The 19,740-nt window shown below is 60.8% G+C and carries 15 protein-coding genes; 7 read left to right on the top strand and 8 right to left on the bottom strand.

From position 1 onward, the window contains the following. Positions 1 to 289 precede the first annotated feature (289 nt). Positions 290 to 1,351 carry a class I SAM-dependent methyltransferase gene (locus tag NE851_RS03200; protein WP_047612777.1) on the top strand — a complete coding sequence of 354 codons (1,062 nt, stop codon included), beginning with the start codon at positions 290 to 292 and terminating at the stop codon, positions 1,349 to 1,351. A gap of 19 nt (positions 1,352 to 1,370) precedes the next feature. On the opposite strand, the gene NE851_RS03205 is transcribed toward NE851_RS03200, so the two are convergent. Next, entirely contained in the window at positions 1,371 to 2,213 is an 843-nt protein-coding gene (locus tag NE851_RS03205; protein ID WP_047612778.1) for an AraC family transcriptional regulator, read from the bottom strand. A gap of 245 nt (positions 2,214 to 2,458) precedes the next feature. Between NE851_RS03205 and NE851_RS03210 the strand changes: the two genes are divergently transcribed. From NE851_RS03210 to NE851_RS03235, 6 genes are all read left to right on the top strand, one after another. Continuing rightward, a complete protein-coding gene (locus tag NE851_RS03210) occupies positions 2,459 to 3,925 on the top strand; it encodes an alpha-glucosidase/alpha-galactosidase (protein ID WP_047612781.1) in 1,467 nt (488 codons plus the stop codon). Positions 3,926 to 4,047: 122 nt separating this feature from the next. After that, positions 4,048 to 6,135 (top strand): ABC transporter substrate-binding protein, encoded by a 2,088-nt coding sequence (locus NE851_RS03215; RefSeq protein WP_254956238.1) that lies wholly within the window; start codon positions 4,048 to 4,050, stop codon positions 6,133 to 6,135. A 173-nt stretch (positions 6,136 to 6,308) separates the two neighbouring features. Continuing rightward, entirely contained in the window at positions 6,309 to 7,316 is a 1,008-nt protein-coding gene (locus NE851_RS03220; RefSeq protein ID WP_047613455.1) for an ABC transporter permease, read from the top strand. Between the two features lies 1 nt (position 7,317). Further along, entirely contained in the window at positions 7,318 to 8,454 is a 1,137-nt protein-coding gene (locus NE851_RS03225; protein WP_047613456.1) for an ABC transporter permease, read from the top strand. A 10-nt stretch (positions 8,455 to 8,464) separates the two neighbouring features. Continuing rightward, a complete protein-coding gene (locus tag NE851_RS03230; protein ID WP_047612786.1) occupies positions 8,465 to 10,132 on the top strand; it encodes an ABC transporter ATP-binding protein in 1,668 nt (555 codons plus the stop codon). 22 nt (positions 10,133 to 10,154) lie between these two features. Then, positions 10,155 to 11,525 carry an alpha-glucosidase/alpha-galactosidase gene (locus tag NE851_RS03235; protein WP_047614861.1) on the top strand — a complete coding sequence of 457 codons (1,371 nt, stop codon included), beginning with the start codon at positions 10,155 to 10,157 and terminating at the stop codon, positions 11,523 to 11,525. A 97-nt stretch (positions 11,526 to 11,622) separates the two neighbouring features. On the opposite strand, the gene NE851_RS03240 is transcribed toward NE851_RS03235, so the two are convergent. From NE851_RS03240 to NE851_RS03270, 7 genes are all read right to left on the bottom strand, one after another. Then, positions 11,623 to 11,988 (bottom strand): hypothetical protein, encoded by a 366-nt coding sequence (locus tag NE851_RS03240; RefSeq protein WP_097595652.1) that lies wholly within the window; start codon positions 11,986 to 11,988, stop codon positions 11,623 to 11,625. A gap of 23 nt (positions 11,989 to 12,011) precedes the next feature. Further along, entirely contained in the window at positions 12,012 to 12,488 is a 477-nt protein-coding gene (locus NE851_RS03245; protein ID WP_047612795.1) for a hypothetical protein, read from the bottom strand. Between the two features lie 19 nt (positions 12,489 to 12,507). Beyond that, the gene (locus NE851_RS03250; protein WP_254956245.1) at positions 12,508 to 13,716 is read right to left on the bottom strand and encodes a gluzincin family metallopeptidase; all 1,209 of its coding nucleotides are present in this window, start codon (positions 13,714 to 13,716) and stop codon (positions 12,508 to 12,510) included. 54 nt (positions 13,717 to 13,770) lie between these two features. Further along, complete coding sequence (locus NE851_RS03255; RefSeq protein ID WP_183844788.1) at positions 13,771 to 14,535, bottom strand: TfuA-like protein; 765 nt, start codon at positions 14,533 to 14,535, stop codon at positions 13,771 to 13,773. Further along, on the bottom strand, positions 14,528 to 15,676 hold the full coding sequence (locus NE851_RS03260; RefSeq protein WP_183844789.1) for a YcaO-like family protein: 1,149 nt from the start codon (positions 15,674 to 15,676) through the stop codon (positions 14,528 to 14,530). The genes NE851_RS03255 and NE851_RS03260 overlap by 8 nt, the downstream gene beginning before the upstream one ends. 15 nt (positions 15,677 to 15,691) lie before the next feature. Next, a complete protein-coding gene (locus tag NE851_RS03265; RefSeq protein ID WP_183844790.1) occupies positions 15,692 to 18,682 on the bottom strand; it encodes an ATP-binding protein in 2,991 nt (996 codons plus the stop codon). Between the two features lie 511 nt (positions 18,683 to 19,193). After that, positions 19,194 to 19,628, bottom strand: coding sequence for a hypothetical protein (locus NE851_RS03270; RefSeq protein WP_063475997.1), 435 nt, complete (start codon positions 19,626 to 19,628; stop codon positions 19,194 to 19,196). Positions 19,629 to 19,740: the final 112 nt, after the last annotated feature.

Below are 19,740 nucleotides of genomic sequence, written 5' to 3' on the forward strand. Positions count from 1 at the left end.
CGGATGATATGAAAAATGTAATCTCGATACAAGCGATGATGAGAGCAAGCGCATGACGACACAAGATGTTTTGAGCGGTTGACGTTGGTCTTCTCGTAGAATGGCAATCTCCCCGGATTGTGTAGTCACGCGTAAATTGCGCCGGAATGGAGCCGCGCCTTGACGCCGCCTTTTACATTCCCTCGATCGTCAATACTCCGCGCTCATCTGGTGAAACGGGAAGGTTGATTGACTGAATATTATTAAAGGCTAATTTAGATTATCTTCATCACGCACCCGGGAGGTAACAATGCGTGAGCCAGATATGCAAAAACTCGATGCACTCGTCGGTCGTCTGGTTGGGGACGTCGGCGCGGCCATGTCAGGGGCCTTGGTCGTGCTTGGCGACAAGGTTGGGTTGTTCAAGGCGATGGCCGACGGAACGGCGATGACCGTCCAGCAACTCTCAGCGAAAACGGGGGTGAAGGAGCGTTATCTCAGGGAATGGCTGAGCGCCCAGGCGGCTGCGGACTATGTCGCTTACGATGAAAAAACCGATCGTTTCAGCCTGACGCCGGAACAGGCGATGGTGTTTGCCGAGGAAAACAGCCCGGCCTTTTTCGTGGGGGCCTTCGAGGTCGTGCAATCCATGTGGATGGACGAGCCGAAGGTCGCCGATGCCTTCCGCACCGGCAAGGGCCTTGGCTGGCATGAGCACAGCACCTGCCTTTTCCGGGGCACCGAGCGCTTCTTCCGCCCGGGCTACAACAGCCATCTCGTCAACGAATGGATTCCGGCGCTTGCGGGGGTCGAAGAAAAGCTCAAGGCCGGCGCCAGCGTCGCCGATGTCGGCTGCGGTCATGGCGCCTCGACCATCCTGATGGCACAGGCCTATCCCGCGTCCCGCTTTACCGGCTTCGACTATCACGGCCCATCGATCGAAAGGGCAAAGGCCGCCGCGGAAGATGCGGGTGTCGCCGACCGCGTGACGTTCAAGCAGGGCTCGGCTGCGGAATTTCCAGGCGGCGGCTATGATATGGTTGCCATGTTCGACTGCCTGCATGACATGGGCGATCCGGTCGGCGCCGGCCGGCATGTCAAGGAAACACTTGGGCCGAACGGCACGTGGCTGATCGTCGAGCCCTTTGCCCATGACCATCTCAAGGACAATCTCAACCCGGTCGGCCGCGTCTTTTATGGAGCATCGACGATGATCTGCACGCCAGCATCGCTCTCCCAGGAGGTCGGGCTCGGGCTCGGCGCACAGGCGGGAGAAATGAAGCTTCGAAAGGTGGCGCTCGACGCCGGGTTCACACATTTCCGGCGGGCGACGGAAACACCATTCAACATGGTGTTCGAGGTGCGGGCCTGACGCGATTTGGGATGATCCGCTATTTCAGCTTGCCGATGCTGGCATACATGCCCGTCGTGCGGAATTCCGTCGGATTGGTGCCGTAGACGCGGCGGAAGACTTTCGAGAAATAGTTGGCGTCCTCGAAGCCGCACATGATGGCGACTTCCTTGACCGGCAGGAAGTCGGCCTTGGTCAGAAGCTTGACGGCACGCTGCAGGCGTTGCTGCAGCACGAATTCGGCGGGCGGCATGCCCTCGCTTTCGGCGAAGCTGCGCGAGAAATGCGCGCGGCTGAGGCCGACGATGCCGGCGAGTTCGCTGACCGGCAGCGGCTTGTCGAGATTGGCGTTGATATGGTCGATCACCGGCTGCATCAGGCTGAGCTCGGCGGCAAAGGCCGGCGAGCCGAAGACGTCGTCGTAGAGCGCCATGGCCGCCTCATAGGCGATCGCCGAGGCAGCACCTGGCGACGTCGCGCCTCTGACGAGGCGCAGGCTGCAATCGGCGAGATGATCGATGGTCGAGGGCTGCAGCTTCAACACCGGGCCTGACGTGGAAAGCACCAGCTGATGGATGCGCAGCGTCTCCTCGCCATTCATCGAGATCCAGAAATATTCCCAGCGGTCGCCCTTCTCCAGCCAGTAGCGGTGATTGTGCGGGACGAGCACCAGCAGCGTATCGCCGCCCTGAAGCCGATAATTGCGGTTCTGGTAGCGCAGCCGACCGCTGCCGCTGATCGTGTGCTGCAGCACCGTGAAGGGCGTCTGGCCGCGCCGTCGGCCATCCCAGTCATAGGTCTCGTTCTCGCGCACCTCATAGCCGGTACTGGTCGGCATGGCGTGCAATCGCTGGCGGCCGCGGGGCAGCGAAACCGTCCTCATCGACTGTCCATTGGCAATTAAATCCTGCAGCACAAAATTACCCCTGAAAGCATAATCCTTCTCTGGTCGCCCCGACGATTTCGGGCATAATCCCGGTCGACAAGAAGGAAGAGACCACGGCCGATTAGAGCGGCCGGGAGGAAAACAGGCAGTTTTACGGCTTTTTCAACCACATGCGCCGGCATGCGGCCTGATCCTCCATAGCCATCTTTTCTCTAGCATTCGATTGGGTCGAGGTGAAGATCATGAGTTTCAAAATCGCTATCATCGGTGCGGGCAGCGTTGGCTTCACCAAGAAGCTGTTTACCGACATATTGTGCGTTCCCGAGTTTCGCGACATCGAATTCGCGCTGACGGATCTCAGCGAGCACAATCTCGAAATGATCAAGGCGATCCTCGATCGTGTCGTCGAGGCGAACGGACTGCCGACGAAAGTCACGGCGACGACCGACCGGCGCAAGGCGCTGGAAGGCGCACGTTACATCATCAGCTGCGTCCGGGTCGGCGGCCTCGAAGCCTATGCCGACGATATCCGCATCCCGTTGAAATACGGCATCGACCAGTGCGTCGGCGATACGATCTGCGCCGGCGGCATCCTTTATGGCCAGCGCAACATCCCTGTGATCCTCGACTTCTGCAAGGACATCAGGGAAGTCGCCGAGCCGGGTGCCAAGTTCCTGAACTATGCCAACCCGATGGCGATGAACACCTGGGCGGCGATCGAATACGGCAAGGTCGACACGGTCGGCCTCTGCCACGGTGTCCAGCACGGCGCCGAACAGATCGCCGAGGTGCTGGGCGCCAAGTCGGTGAGCGAACTCGATTACATCTGCTCCGGCATCAACCACCAGACCTGGTTCATCGACCTGCGCCTCAACGGCCGCAAGATCGGCAAGGACGAGCTGGTTGCCGCCTTCGAGGCGCACCCCGTCTATTCGCAGCAGGAGAAGCTGCGCATCGACGTGCTGAAGCGTTTCGGCGTCTATTCCACGGAAAGCAACGGCCATCTCTCGGAATACCTGCCCTGGTATCGCAAACGGCCGGACGAAATCACCCGCTGGATCGATATGTCCGACTGGATCCACGGCGAGACCGGCGGCTATCTCCGCCACTCCACCGAAACGCGTAACTGGTTCGAGACGGAATATCCGCAATTCCTGGAATCGGCCGCCAAGCCGATCGATCCTGCCAAGCGCTCGAACGAACACGCCAGCCACATCCTGGAGGCGCTGGAGACGAACCGGGTCTATCGCGGCCATTTCAACGTCAAGAACAATGGCGTCATCACCAACCTGCCGTCCGATGCGATCATCGAATCGCCCGGCTTCGTCGACCGCTTCGGCATCAACATGGTTTCCGGCGTCACCCTGCCGGAAGCTTGTGCCGCCACCTGCATTGCCTCGATCAACGTCCAGCGCATGTCGGTGCATGCGGCTGTTTCAGGCGACATCGATCTCCTGAAGCTCGCCGTGCTGCACGATCCGCTGGTCGGCGCCGTCTCGACGCCTGAGGAAGTCTGGCAGATGGTCGACGAGATGGTCGTTGCCCAGGCACGTTGGCTGCCGCAATATGCCGATGCCGTGCCGGCCGCCAAGGAGCGGCTGTCCAAATCGAAGGTGCAGACCCGCGACTGGGCGGGGGCTGCGCGCCGCAACGTCCGCTCGATCGAGGAGTTGCGCGCCGAAAAGGCGGCGCTGAAGCAGGCCGTCTAAGTTTTGTGAAGGTTGGGTCGTCATGGGTTTCCGGGAGGGAAATCCATGACATCAAGCCCGCTTTCATGTCGTGCGAGGAAAAGGAGCCGTGTGACCCGCGCTCCGGAACAGAGGGAGAAACGATGATGAATTTCCGCAATCTGGGCATTCTTGCCGGGCTGGCGCTCAGCGTCTCGGCCGCGGCGCTGAATGCATATGCTTCCGAGGCAACCATCCCGCCGGCGCCGGCGGACTTTCCGGCCGAAGGCAAGATCAAATATGTGGCGCGCGACTCCATCCTGGAGTTCAAGGCGCTGCCCGAATATCATGAGCCGGATTGGGTCACGAAAAATTTCGTCGCCACCGGCAAGCTGCCGCCGGTCAAGGACCGGCTGCCGAAGGAGCCGCTGGTCTTCAAGACGGGCAATATGCCCGACGGCATCGGTGTCTACGGCGATACGATGCGCCACGTCATCGGCGGCCGGCCGGAAGGCTGGAACTACGGCGCCGGCCAGACGCAGGGCTGGGGCGGCATCGATATCGGCCTTTCCGAATGCCTGACGCGCACCGCGCCGCTGTTCCAGGTACAGGCCTCAGACACCGAGCCGCTGCCGAACCTCGCCAAGAGCTGGGATTGGTCCGAAGACGGCCATAAGCTGACCATGCACCTGATCGAAGGCGCCAAATGGTCTGACGGCGCGCCATTCAATGCCGACGACATCATGTTCTACTGGGATGACGAAGTCATCGACCCGAACGTTTCGCCGCTCGGCGGCGGCGCCTCGCCGGAAGCCTTCGGCGTCGGCACGACGCTGAAGAAGGTCGACGATTACACCGTCGAATGGACCTTCAAGGATGCCTTCCCGAAGCAATATCTCTACACGATGTCCTACCCGAATTTCTGCCCGGGTCCGTCGCACATCCTGAAGTCGAAGCATCCGAAATATTCGAAGAACACCTACGACCAGTTCAAGAACGCCTTCCCGCCCGAGTTCATGAACATGCCGGTGATGGGCGCCTGGGTACCGGTCGAATATCGCCCGGACGACATCATCGTCATGCGCCGCAATCCCTATTACTGGAAGGTCGACGAGAAGGGCGATCAACTGCCCTATCTGAATGAGCTGCACTACAAGCTCTCGACCTGGGCCGACCGTGACGTTCAGGCCGTGGCCGGATCCGCCGACATCTCGAACCTCGAGCAGCCGGAAAACTTCGTCGCGTCGCTGAAGCGAGCCGCCGAAAAGACCGCACCCGCCCGCCTTGCCTTCGGCCCGCGCCTAATCGGCTACAATCTGCGCATGAACTTCTCCGCCAACGGCTGGGGCAACCCGGACGAGCGCGGTGAGGCGATCCGCGAGTTGAACCGCAACGAGGACTTCCGCAAGGCCGTCACCATGGCGCTCGACCGCAAGGCAATCGGCGACTCGCTGGTCAAGGGACCGTTTACCGCGATCTATCCCGGTGGGCTCTCCTCCGGCACCAGCTTCTACGACCGCAACTCGACCGTTTACTACCCCTATGATCTTAAGGGTGCCAAGGCGGAACTCGCCAAGGCCGGCCTCAAGGATACGGATGGCGACGGCATCGTGAACTTCCCGTCCGGCACGCAAGGCGGCAAGAATGTCGAAATCGTCATGCTCGTCAACAACGACTACACGACAGACAAGAGCCTCGCCGAAGGTGTCGTCGGCCAGATGGAAAAGCTCGGATTGAAGGTCATCCTCAATGGGCTCGACGGTGCAAAGCGCGACGAAGCGCATTATGCCGGCCGCTTTGATTGGCTGATCCAGCGCAATACGACGGAACTGTCGTCGGTGGTGCAGAATACCGAACAGCTTGCCCCTGTCGGTCCGCGCACCAGCTGGCACCATCGTGCCGGCAAGGACGATCAGCTCGATCTGATGCCGTTCGAAAAGGAACTTGTCGATGTCGTCAACAAGTTCACGACGAGCCAGAGTAATGACGAGCGCGTCGATCTGATGAAGCAGTATCAGAAGATCTCGACGGAGCACGTCAACACCGTCGGCCTGACAGAATATCCGGGCGCGCTGATCATCAACAAGCGGTTCTCCAACGTGCCCCAGGGTACGCCGATCTTCATGTTCAACTGGGCTGAAGACTCCATCATCCGCGAACGCGTGTGGGTGGCTGCCGACAAGCAGGGCAAATACGAGCTGTTCCCCGAGCAGCTGCCCGGCAAGCCCGGCGACAAGGGCCCGATCAACTGATGCGTGTCATCAGGACACAAAGAGCTAGAGCGCGTCGCGTGTGATGCGACGCCGGAGAGTTCCCTCCCAGCTGAAGTGAGATTCAGGCCGCGCGTGGCGCGCGGCCTGATATGACCAACAAGCCGGCCGCGCTGACAAGCAGCGACTGGCGGCAAGGAGAAGCGAACCGTTCGATGTTACGATTCCTGCTCGTGCGCATAGCCTCTGCGATCCCCATTCTCTTCATCCTGAGCGTGGTGACTTTCGCGATCATCCAGGCACCGCCCGGCGACTACGCCGATTATATAAGATCCCAGCTGATCAACCAGGGCGGCGCATCTTATGCCCAGGCCGAAGCGCAGGCACAGCTCTACAGGGTCGAGCACGGCCTCGATAAGCCGCTGGTCATCCAATACGTCAACTGGATCGGCGGTATAGTGACCCGCGGTGATTTCGGCTACAGCATGTTTTACAACAAGCCGGTCGCCGATGTCGTCGGTGAACGCCTGCCGCGGACATTGCTTCTGGCGCTCGTCTGCCATCTCTTTGCCTCGGTGCTCGGCATCGGCTTCGGCATCTGGGCGGCGACGCGACAGTATAGCTGGATCGACAGCACGCTTTCGGCGATTTCCTTCCTCGGCATGACGGTGCCGCGCTTCCTGATGGCGCTGATCATCGTCTATCTGCTGGTCTTCCAGCTTAACGTCTCCGAAATCGGCAGCTTCTTCTCGCCGCAATATGGCGGGGCGCCCTGGTCCTGGGCGAAATTCGCTGATCTGGTTCGCCATGTCTGGCCGGTCGTGGCGATCGCCACCTTCGGCGGGCTCGCCTACAATATGCGCGTCATGCGCGGCAATCTGCTCGATACGCTGAATGCCCAATATGTCGAGACGGCCAAGGCCAAGGGGCTTTCCGGCGCCGCCGTGGTGATGCGCCATGCGGTGCCGAACGCGCTGCACCCGCTGGTGATGTACCAGGGCGTCGTGCTGCCCTACATGCTGACCGGCGAGATCGAAACCGCGATCATTTTCGCATTGCCCACCGTCGGCCCGGCGATCGTCGGCTCGATGGCGGTCGGCGACGTCTATGTCACCGCCACCTTCATGATGGTGCTGTCGGCGACGCTGATCGTCGGCAACATCATCGCCGACATGCTGCTCGCTTTGCTCGATCCCCGTGTCCGCCAGTATGGAGGAGCCTGAGATGCTGGCTTTCGACTCCGCGCCGCCTCCGCCGACGACAGAACTTTCCATCAACAAGCCATCGCGTGGGCATGAAAGCTACATCGCACTTGTCTGGCGCCGGCTGAGACGCTCCTGGACCGGCATGGCAGGGCTGGTGCTCGTCGTGCTCCTGATCGTCATGGCGATCTTTGCCGATTTCTTTGCGCCGATGGACCCGAAGGCAACCGATGTCGGCTTCGCGCCGCCGCAGATGATCAGCTTCCACGACAAGGACGGAGGTTTCGTCTTCCAGCCGCGTGTCTATGCGCTGTCGGATTCCGAGGAGCTCGACCCGGTCACCTTCCAGCCGATCGTTGGCGTGGATTACGACAACCCGCGGCTGCTCGGCTTCTTCGTCAAGGGCGCTGAATACCGGCTTTTCGGCCTGATCCCGGCCAACCGGCATTTCTTCGGCTCGACTGACGGCCAGCCGGTGCATTTTCTTGGCACCGACAAGTTCGGCCGCGACGTGCTGTCGCGCGCCATCATCGGCTCGCGCATTTCGCTGACGATCGCCCTGACGGTGGTCTTCATCGTCACCATCATCGGCACGACCGTCGGAATGGTGTCCGGCTATTTCGGCGGCACATTCGATATCTGGTTGCAGCGTTTCGTCGAACTGGTGCTCGCCTTCCCGCAACTGCCGCTCTATCTGGCGCTGACCTCGCTCATCCCGGTGACGGCGCCGACCAACGTCTTCCTTGCCTTCGTCATCGCCGTCATGTCGGCGCTCGGCTGGGCGCAGATGTCGCGCGAGGTGCGCGGCAAGACGCTGGCGCTCGCCCGTATCGACTATGTCCGGGCGGCGATGGCCGTCGGCGCCACCGACATGCGCATCATCATGCAGCACATCTTCCCGAACGTGATGAGCCATGTCATCGTCGCGGTGACGCTCGCCATACCGAGCGTCGTGCTCTTGGAATCCTTCCTGGGTTTCCTCGGCTTCGCGGTCAAGCCGCCACTGATTTCCTGGGGGCTGATGCTGCAGGATACGGCGACCTATTCGGTGATCGGCTCCTATCCCTGGATTCTCTCCCCCGTCGGCTTCGTGCTCGTCACCGTCTTCGCATTCAATGCGCTTGGCGACGGACTGCGCGACGCGGTCGATCCTTATTGAGGTGATTGATATGGCTCTTGCACTGGTCAATTCCTTCGCCCCGCCCGTCCGCCACGACCATGATGGCCGTTCGGACACGCCCATCATCGACGCCCGCAATGTGGCGGTGAATTTCAAGGTCGAAGACGGCATGGTCGAAGCCGTCAAGGACGTCTCCTTCCAGCTCTATCGCGGCGAGACGATCGCGATCGTCGGCGAATCCGGTTCGGGCAAATCGGTGACGGCGCGAACGGTGATGGGGCTCTTGTCGAAGCGCGCCGTCGTCTCCGAGGCATCGACGGTCGCCTATGACGGCAGCAATATCCTGAAGTTCTCCGAGCGGGCGCGCCGCAAGCTGCGCGGCGATCGCATCTCGATGATCTTCCAGGAGCCGATGAGCTCGCTGAACCCGATCTATACGATCGGTAGCCAGATCGTCGAAGCGATCCGCGTCCATCGCCGGATCAGCAAGAGGGATGCGCAAAAGCGTGCGCTCGAACTGCTCGAACATGTGCAGATCCCTGATCCTGCCGCGCGGCTCATGCAATATCCGCATCAGCTCTCCGGCGGGCAGCGCCAGCGCGTGATGATCGCCATGGCGCTTGCCAACGATCCGGACGTGCTGATTGCCGACGAGCCGACGACGGCGCTCGACGTCACCGTGCAGGCGCAGATCCTGAACCTGATCCGCAACCTGCAGAAGGAGTTGGGGATGGCCGTCATCCTCATCACTCACGATCTGACCGTGGTGCGGCAGTTCTCGGATTACGTCTATGTGATGCAGCTTGGCGAAGTGCGCGAGCACAACACCACCGAAGCTCTGTTTGCCAATCCGCAGGACGCCTATACCAAGCATCTGCTTGCCTCAGAGCCGCGCGGCCAGGCCAATCCGCTGCCGGAGGGATCGGATGTCATCCTCGATGCCAAGGGCGTGCGCGTCGCCTTCATGATGCGTCACGGTACCTTTCTCAAGCCGGCGATGCGTGAGCTTGTCGCCGTCGACAGCCTCGACCTGACGCTGCGCCGTCACGAGACGCTCGGTCTCGTCGGCGAATCCGGCTCCGGCAAGACGACCTTCGGCCAGGCGATCCTGCGGTTGAACACGCCCGAGAGCGGCGAGATCCATTTCGACCATCAGCCGATCCACGGCCTTTCCCGAGCCGAGATGCGGCCGTTGCGCGCCCGCATGCAGGTGGTGTTCCAGGATCCCTTCTCATCGCTCAACCCGCGCATGACGATCGGCCAGATCATCGAGGAAGGTCTCGTCGTCAACAGGCTGGGGGCGACCAAGGCCGAACGGCAGGACCGGGTGCGCGAAGCACTGATTGCCGCCGGCATGCCCGGCAATATCCTGTCGCGTTTCCCGCACGAATTTTCCGGCGGCCAGCGCCAGCGCATCGCCATTGCCCGCGCCATCGCGCTCGAGCCGGAATTCATTCTGCTCGACGAGCCGACATCAGCGCTCGACCTTTCCGTCCAGGCGCAGATCATCGAACTCCTGCGCAAGCTGCAGGACGAGCGGGGCCTAAGCTACCTGTTCATTTCCCACGATCTCAAGGTCGTCAGGGCTCTTTGCCATCGCGTCATCGTCATGCAGCATGGCAAGATCGTCGAAGAGGGCCCCGTCAACGAAGTTCTATCCCATCCCAAGACCGCCTACACCGAACGGCTCGTCAAAGCCGCTTTCGAGGTAGCATGATTGCCGAATGCCGGAGGTTATAATGGCAGCAAATCCCAAAATCACGTTCATCGGAGCTGGCTCCACCGTCTTCATGAAGAACATCGTCGGCGACGTGCTTCAGCGTCCGGCCCTGTCGGGCGCGACGATCGCCTTGATGGATCTCAACCCGCAGCGGCTGGAAGAAAGCGCCATCGTCGTCAACAAGCTGATCTCGACGCTCGGCGTGAAGGCGAAGGCCGAGACCTATTCCGACCAGCGCAAGGCGCTTGCCGGCGCCGATTTCGTCGTCGTCGCCTTCCAGATCGGCGGCTATGAGCCCTGCACGGTCACCGATTTCGAGGTGCCGAAGAAATACGGCCTGCGCCAGACGATCGCCGATACGCTCGGCGTCGGCGGCATCATGCGCGGGCTTCGCACCGTGCCGCATCTCTGGAAGGTCTGCGAGGACATGCTCGCCGTCTGCCCCGAGGCGATCATGCTGCAATATGTCAACCCGATGGCGATCAACACCTGGGCGATATCGGAGAAATACCCGACAATTCGCCAGGTCGGTCTCTGCCATTCGGTGCAGGGCACGGCGATGGAGCTGGCCCACGACCTCGACATTCCCTACGAGGAGATCCGCTACCGCGCGGCCGGCATCAACCACATGGCCTTCTATCTCAAATTCGAGCATCGCCAGCCGGACGGGTCCTATCGCAACCTCTATCCCGATCTCCTGCGCGGCTATCGCGAGGGCAGGGCGCCGAAGCCCGGCTGGAACCCGCGCTGCCCGAACAAGGTGCGCTATGAGATGCTGACCCGGCTCGGCTATTTCGTCACCGAAAGCTCGGAGCATTTCGCCGAATACACGCCCTATTTCATCAAGGAGGGCCGCGAGGACCTGATCGAGAAATTCGGCATCCCGCTCGATGAATATCCCAAACGCTGCATCGAGCAGATCGAGCGCTGGAAGGGGCAGGCGGAGGCCTATCGTTCGGCCGACAAGATCGAGGTTCAGCCGTCGAAGGAATATGCCTCCTCGATCATCAACTCGGTCTGGACCGGCGAACCCTCGGTGATCTACGGCAATGTCCGCAACAACGGCTGCATCACCTCGCTGCCGACCAACTGCGCCGCCGAAGTGCCGTGCCTGGTCGATGCCTCCGGCATCCAGCCGACCTTCATCGGCGACCTGCCGCCGCAGCTCACGGCGCTGATCCGCACCAATATCAACGTGCAGGAACTGACGGTGCAGGCGCTGATGACGGAAAATCGCGAGCACATCTACCACGCCGCGATGATGGACCCGCATACGGCAGCCGAACTCGACCTCGACCAAATCTGGTCGCTGGTCGACGATCTGCTCGCCACCCACGGCGACTGGCTGCCCGAATGGGCGCGCACCAGCCGCAAGGTTCAGGCTGCCTGACCCTCTCTCCCGGGTCGGGCGTCAAAGAGCCCCGCGGTGGCAACACACCGCGGGGTTTTTGCGTATAATTGGCGGGACGGCGGGGATGTGTAACTCGCTACCTTGGACCGCCTGCAATACTCTCCTTCAAGCTCTCGACCTCTTGCGCAAGCTTATCGAGGTCCGCCTGCGATGCGGCTTGCGATGTCGGCACTCTCTTGGGAACATAGATCTTACCCCCGCCATCGAGTTCATCGGGAATGCTGTATTTGAAGATCCACTTTGTGGATTTGGTATCCGTCGCCCGGACGAAGACCATAGCTTCATTGTTGCTATCGAGCGCAACCGATATGTCGAAGGTTGCGGCCCCCACAGCTAAGTTCTCAAGCTTTTGATTGTTTTTGTCCACGTAGGGACTAAGCCCATCGTCCACTGTGAAAGCGGTGAGCGCTTCCGTCACATCTATTGTCACGTCACATGGCATGATTGTTCTCCCCCGTTGGAAGTTTAATCGTTGCTGAGGCGACCGTTGCGATGGGCCATTCTGAGTGTGATAGCGTAGGAGCTCGGAGACCTCTTGCCGGGCAACTGGGCATCCAGAATAAGCGTCCTGGCGTCGCCGAAAGCCGTCGAGATCTCCAGGATTTGTGTGGATGCCGTCAGCCGCCACATTTTGTACCCCAACGCGGGGTCAAAGCCGCAGCCGGCTGCAGGCTCGGCATGCGGACCTGTGACAACGAAAATGCGGTTGGAATCCAGCCTGTAGCAGTGACCCTCGAACGCATAGCCGTAAGCGAGGACCGTCGATCCCGTTATGCCGACTCCGCTTGCGAGTTTTATCTGCAGTTCCGCCTTTCCCGCCATCCCGACATCCAGGTGCGTAATGCGATTGGTGTCGTTTAAGTCTACGCCGTAGAGTATGATCTGGCCCGCCACGTAGGGGAGTCCAGGAAGTGAAGGTGCTGGAACGCTGTCGTCTATCATCGATGCCTCCCGTCTTTGGTTAAAGAATGCCGCGCCACCTCATGCAATCTTCGAGCTGGTCGATATAAGCGCGCCCGCGCCCCCGCCAGGCGGCCTCGAGAAAGGCCGAAGCCGCAGCCTCGAAGGTCAGACTATCCGGGTCGAGATATGTCCAGGAACGGGTGACCGCCTCGCCGATCACGTCGCGCGCCTCCTGCAGGGCGGCTTTCGCGGCGAAATGCGTCAGCTCATAGGATGTCGCCGATGCCCGAAATCCTTCTTCTATCAGCGCCGGCGCCATCTGCTGGCGAAGGTCGCTGAACTTCCTGGGATTGATCTTCGACAGTCCGCGCTCGAACAGCAGTGATTGGTAGACCTCGATCAGGCAGTCGAAGAGGCCTGCCGCAAAGGGCTTCGACTGGTCGTGCACTTCCTGGCTGACATCACTGACACGAAGCGAGTTGTTGAGCGATCTGAGCTGCTTTTCGTCGCTGAGCTCGGCAAATTTGTCGAGTTCGTTGTGCAGGAGCAGGTTGCCTCTTGTGCGGCGAAGCAGCCGGTCCAGCGCGGTATCGAATTGCAGCAATCCCAGGAGCGATATGAAATCGGCGATCGCTTCGTGGTAGGAAAAGAAGTCGCTGCCGGATCCGTCGCCTTCGAGGATCCCAAGTTCGCTCAGCAAAATGAGATGTCCCATTTCATGGGCAACCGCGTCGAAATTCAGCGCGAAACAGGATGTCGGGCCTTCCGGTTCGCTTTCGCCGAGCTCCAGAAAGCCGAAGCCGGATTGCGCATTCTGCCAATGGGGAATGCGGGGAACGATTTCCAGCCGTTCCAGCGTCGGCTCGAAGAACCAGTTGATCGGGCGCCCGGCATAGCCCTCGCAGATATCGAGAACCCGGCGGGCGCAGGCATAGCTGTGGGTTGAAAGAAATGCCGGCGAGCCAGGCCCTATGTGATCGAAATGCCCGTCGGGGCCGGGCTCTGCGGGCGGCTGCAAAAGGCCGGGATAGGGAGGGATATAAGGCGCGGCATAGGGCGATTTCGGTTCGATGGGATTTGCCACATAGATCCGGCTGTCGGACGGCCCTGCCAGGATGGGTCCCCCCGAAGGTCCGATCCACACCACTTCGGGCTTTTCATAACCGGGAATGAAGGATGGCTGCGGAAAGACAAGGAAACGCGTTCCGAGCGGCCGCTCCAAAGCCGACCCGTCGCCTGCTCCCTGCGAATGTGTGATGGCATCCAAAGCTGCCCCCACCGCTCTCTGCCCAACGCCGAGCGATCTTTCACTATACCAGTACTACGGGCATTTCGACAATAGCGTGTCGAGCATTCCACAGTACTCCATGTCATTGGCGAATGATTCCGTAAGTTCAAATTCGAAAGAAGGAGATTTTTTCAGACCATTTATCTTGTGATCGGCCAGATATCTCAGGAGATTTACAGCGTCGGTTCGCTTCTGGTTTATGGCTCCGGCTTTCAGCCACGCCTTTAGAACTGCGATCTGGTTGGCAGCGCTGAGATTGTTTTCTGCCGCTGCGAAAAGCCTGGCGAACGACCTTTCGCTGAAGTGGAGCGAGCGTGCCAGTGACTCAAGCTGATGTCTCAGTCGTCTTTCGATGACCCCGACGCGTTCCGCTTTTTTCAGGCTGAGCCTGATGTCCATGAGAGCATCACCCAATGCGCGCGAGCCCAGTTCGACGGGAGCCATCGGCACCGTGACGTCGGCATCGTCGGCGAGCGAGTGCCGTCTGTACCACCGGTAGATCAGTCCATGCCCGATCATTCCCTGGGGAGCGAGCTCCGCTGCTCTGAGCGCGCCTATGCTGGCCGCACCGTATAGGCGGAGCCCTCGGGCCATCGCCCAGAGAATTTCCTGGTGGCGAACGGCGGGGCGCTGCGCGAAGACGCCGTCGATCAGCACGACCGCCGATGGCGCGTAGTCCGCCACGGCGCGCACGACATCGCCGCAGCCGACGGGAGGCAGATAGATCGCCTCCAGATATTTGTGCGCTTCCGTCGCGGAGAGGGTGGGGCCGAGAAAGACCACGATATCGTCACGCAAGATCCGCCTCCGGATTTGTTTCTAGCGGAGGGGCAACCACCCGGACGACGTGAAGAGGGACGCGATCGTCGGAATGAAGAACCACAAGGATCGCCGCCTTCGCGCCGGCCAGCCTCAACGCCTCGACGATCGCCAGGATGGGGCGGCCGCTGGCGCCATGACCTTCATCGGGAAGGTAGGAGCTGCCGCCCTTTACGAGTTGCGCGCGCCAAGCGGCGAGCTCCGAAGCATCGGCATATGCGTAGACTTCGCTGCTGATATCGTCGCGCGCAGCCGAAATCACCCCCAGCCGCGATTGACACGCTTCGAGCAATGCGCTCGTCAGCGCCCGATCGTGGCTGAAGTCGCAGCCGAAGCCTTCGGCCGGCAAGGGCGCAAAGGGGGCGCGGCCGGCATCTTCCATCACGTGGCACCAGTAGATCGGCAGCGCATGCGACGCCGGGATTTTCCAGATGCCGACGACGAAACCCGCCTTGGCCAGCCGTTGCATGATCTCCCCGGCGCTGCCTGAGCGGACGGAGCGCGAGTCGATCTGGAAGCGGTCGAAGAAATGGGGCGTCTTCATCGCCGTGCATCGCGCCTGCCGCTCCAGAATCTCCAGGCAGGCATGCAAGGCCGCGCTTTGCAGGCTGGTGCCGGCCGCCAGACCCGTTGTGTCTCTCGGCATCCAATGCGGATGAGGCGAGGGGAGGGTGTAGGCGGAGTCGACAAGGGCAAGCGGGACAGGGGTTCTCCGGCCTGAAAAGAGATCCAGCCCCTCGATCCAGGAAAGCCTCTCCGCCTCTCGTCCGACGCCGAGGTGCGACCAGAATTTCTGCTCGTTCATCCCGCGGAAAGGCGCTCCGAAGACGCGCTCCGGGGCAATCCGCTCCGAGGCCCATCCCTCCAGGGATTCCATCAGGCCCGATATCGCCGCAAGCGGCAAGCTCAAACCCTTGCCTTGGCTGACGGCGACGGAAAGGGACCGCGGCCTGACAACCTGGACGACGGGGATCCCGATCCGGTCGAGTTCCGTGACCGAGCCCAGCCTGGTGATCCCGTATTCGTGCTTGCTGGCCAGGATGCGCTGCACCGTCTGCCAGGGATCAGGGGGCGAGAGGTTAGGGGCATCAAAGATGTTGTCGAGCACCCCGTTCTCCATCGCCTCCTCCTGGCCCTACGACCTTGGCAGGCCGTCCAAGGCGCGCTTTGCTCTTTCGGCCAGCCAGGCGGCCTTTTGTCCTTCGGCAATCTGCACCGCCCTCGTCAGGTCTCTTCTTATCAAGGATGGAGGGTCGTCCAGATCTCGTCTCAGTCTTGCGCTGAGGCGGTAGAGTTCGGCCAGCCAGAACCGTTGACCGCTGTTGCGGCCAACGTTGATCGCATTGTGAATGGTCGCCAGGGCTTCAGCAGGTTTGCCGAGCCGCTGCAGCACCTGCGCATGCATGTCGCTGTGCATGGAAAAATTATCGTCGGTGCCCAATTGCTGCTGGAGCAGCAGACCGTGTTGGAATCGCTCTTCGCCCCGTTCGGCAAACGACGTCATCAGCTCCGCCCAGCCGCAATACATGTTGGCGCGCGCCTGGCTGGCGGCGAGGCCGTGTCGCTCGGCAAGCGCCAGCATTTGTTCGCCGAGGTCATGGACATCGTCATATCGGCTTTGGCAGCGGCGCAGGACGATGGCGTAATAAAGCGCGTGAACCATGCTTCCGGCGTGATCGGTCGAGGCCGCCCAGTCCAGGCACTGTCCGATCGCATGTTCACTGGCGTCGGCATTGTCGAGAAGCAGGTAGGACAAGGCGCTCTCGCCCAAGCCGCAGACCTTGGCGTCATGTCCGCCGAAAAAGGCGCGATTTCTGACCGCTCTTTCCGGATCGTAAAGATCAAGGCCTCTGGCGACGCAATCGAGGCAGAATTCGTGCTCGCCGGCGTGAAAGCTCGTCGCCCATCCGCAGTGATAGGATTGAAGCCGCGTCTCCTGATCTTCGACGGTTTGCATGTCGCCGACGAGGATGCGCGCGCGAGACTGCTGCGTCAGAATGTTGGGTGCCGTGAACCACCATCCCCAATAGACCGGGAAATGTTTCGACCGGACAGCCGAGGCCTGTTTCCTCAGAAGCTGCATTGCGCGGGAATAGACCCGGCGCGCGCTTTCCGAGCCCTCTCCCTCGAGCGCGGTCGCAACGACCCCCTGAAGTTCGAGCAGGCCCAATGCCAGTTCGGTGCGATCGGGATGGCGCCGGGAAAGGCTGTCGACCTCCTCGGCGCAGAGTTCGAGCGACACGTTCGCCTCGTGCATGGCGGAGCGCAGAACGCTCGCCTCCGCCGCGGCCAGGCCAAACCTGGCCGCGGCGTCGTGCAAGCCTGCTTCGGCGCACTGCCAGGCAGCGATGGCAGCCGGCAGACTGGGCTTTGCTTCTCCGATCAGGAGTTCGGCGATCCGCTTGTGTATGCGTCGTCTGTCGCTTTTGAGAAGGCTGCTGTAGGCTGCTTCCTGGGTGAGTACGTGCCGGAACTGAAAGGAGCCGGGCGTGTCGGCAGAAGGCTCGATGATGCCTTGGGAAACAAGCCGCTCGACCGCGATCTCCACCGTCTGCCGGCTGACCCCTTCGAGAAGGTAGGCGAGCAGCGAGATGTTGAATTCGCGACCGATGACGCTCGCAAATTGCGCTGCCCGTCGTGCGGAACCGGTCGCCGCGAGTCTGGCGGAAAGCAGATCATTCAGCGAGCTGACGCCACCTTCCAGAAGCAGCCCTTTCCATTCGGATAAGGCCTTGCCCAAGGGTTGCCTTTCCAGGAAGAAGTTGGCCAGTTCTTCGGCGTAGAGCGGCATGCCATCGCATTGATCCAGAATGAAATCGGACAGGCCCGGCGGGGGGCGCTCACGCCAGACCGAGGCGACGAGATCGCGAACCGCCGCAGAGGCCAATCCGGATAATTCTATCTCGGTCGCCAGTGCCAGGGATCGTCTGATCCTCGATGTCTGAACCACGAGGATCGGCAACGTGCCTGCGAGTGATTCAAGCCGATCGATCAGCTCCAACGTCATGCCGTCAGCCCAGTGGACATCCTCGAAGACGAGGAGCGTCGGAACGCCAGTCGCCTTGCAGGTCAGGATGTCGGCAGCGGCTTCGATGACCTTCCGCCTGAATGCCCGCCCCGACAGATCCGACACGCGAATATTGCGCGAGGTCGCCGGCGATCGGTCTGATGTAAATGAGAGAATGGTGTCGACGATGTCTGCCCCTAAGGCTCGGCCGGATGTTTGAAGGGCCTGCATGAAAGCCCCGCTATCGCCATTCTTCAGAACAGAGGGTTCGGCCACAAGCCTCTCGAGAAACGACATAAAGGGGTGCAGCGGCTGGCTCTCCAGGCGCCTGCCGCACTGAAAGATCAGGGTCTCGTGCGAAGTATGGGACAGGCTGCGGGCGAATTCGCCGATCAGTCTGGATTTGCCGATGCCCGCCTCTCCGACCACGGTGATTGAACTGCCCCTGCCGTCGAGAGCTGAATTCCAGGCGCTCGAAAGAGCGGCAAGTTCTCTTTCCCTGCCTCTTATCGGCCGATCCCATTCGCTGAATGGCGACAGCGCAGACGTTGAGCGATCACGTTCCTGCGGACGCCAGAGCGCAACCGGCTCTTCGAAGCCTTTGAGTTTGGCCTTCCGCACCAGGCTATAGTCGAAATTGTGTCGGGTGAGCTGAACGGTCGAATCTGCGACCAGAACGGAATTCGGTTCGGCCTCTGCCTGCAAGCGAGCCGCCAGCACCGGTGCTGTGCCAACAATCTCGTCTCCTTGCGCGGAGAAGACGACAAGACCGGTGGCAACCCCGATCCGCAGCCTGAAAGCTGTGCGCGCCTTGCCCTTGGTGCTCGCTGCAATGCCTAACAATTCCAAAGAAGCCTGCACCGCACTTTCAGCCGCATCTTCGGATTGGTCGGGATATCCGAAGAAACAGCATCCCCCATCACCGAGCCGTTGATGAAGAAAACCTCCATGCTTTTTTATGATCGTTTCGGCATTCTGATGTAATGCCGAAACGGAACGAAAGAATTTCTCCGGCTCGCTCCGCAATAAGAGCTCCGTCGAGCCGACAATGTCATAGAAAAGGGCAGTGACCTGTCGCCGCTCACCTGTAAACCGAATTCGCGCGTCGAGGGTTTTCATTCGGAGTCGCCCAACACCACAGAAGCCTTTTTCAGGACATCCGATTTATAGCTTGCATGCAAGCTTTTCGTGCGGCGGTGCCAATATATCCGTTATGCGGCCTGCGTCCTGATCATGGGCTGCCCTCTTTTCACCGCGACGCATGCGCGTGCCCCCGCCATATTGCTTCGGGCCCGCCATCTTTTCCTTCGCGTGAGATTGGACAGTTTGGCGTTCAAGGGATGGCCAGATGGGCGTGCCGCATTGCATCGCCTTTCCTTGAACGTGCAGCAGCCCGATCGAAGGCACATCAAAATCAGGCCCCGCCGCTACGGCTCGCCCGTCGCTATTCCCAGCCATTGGCATTCCGCCAGCCAGGTTACGAAGAACCGCGCCGGTTTTTGGCGACGACGACGTTCACCGCCGGGCCACCGGAGATTGCCAGTAACGACGGCCTGTCGGTCGCCGTGGCGGCCCTTTCACCGCCGCGGCGACCGCCGGCCTTGCAGCGCCAGATGGCCTTCAGCCTCAATCAGGCAAAGAACGCACGAAGCTGAGCGAAGAACCCGCCTGGTTTGTAACTCGCCATCTTTCGCAGGCGGCGAGCGATGACTGCCGCGCTGACGTGTTCACCGAAATGGCAGAAGCAGACAAGGCCGTGCAATTGCTCGTCGCTTAGCTCGAAGAACCGCCTGGCCTCTCCATAGCTGTCATTTTCCATTCCTGCCGCCCGCAGAATGGGGTCAGCGAATGCAACGGAGATCGGGGTGTCGTCATCCCGCAGCGCAAGCCGTTCTGCCATCGACTTATATTCTGTTTCGTGAAGCGTGTTCAGAAACGCTCTGGGGCTGCGGTCGAGACTTTCGGCCCACCGCTCAAGCCGTTCGCGCCGCGTCATGTCAAGGCGCGTGCAGGTCGTCCTGACCTTGGCAATGGTTTTCAACTGATCGAGTGCGTACTGTTCCATCTCGGCCTCCTATCTCCGGAAAAATAGATGGTCCGCTCCCAAAGATAGCGTCGCTCAGGTGGCAGCCGATGTCCAATCACGATTGGGACCGACAGCTCGTTGACGCTTCCGT

This window comes from Rhizobium anhuiense bv. trifolii (assembly GCF_024346605.1).
GTDB lineage: Bacteria > Pseudomonadota > Alphaproteobacteria > Rhizobiales > Rhizobiaceae > Rhizobium > Rhizobium anhuiense.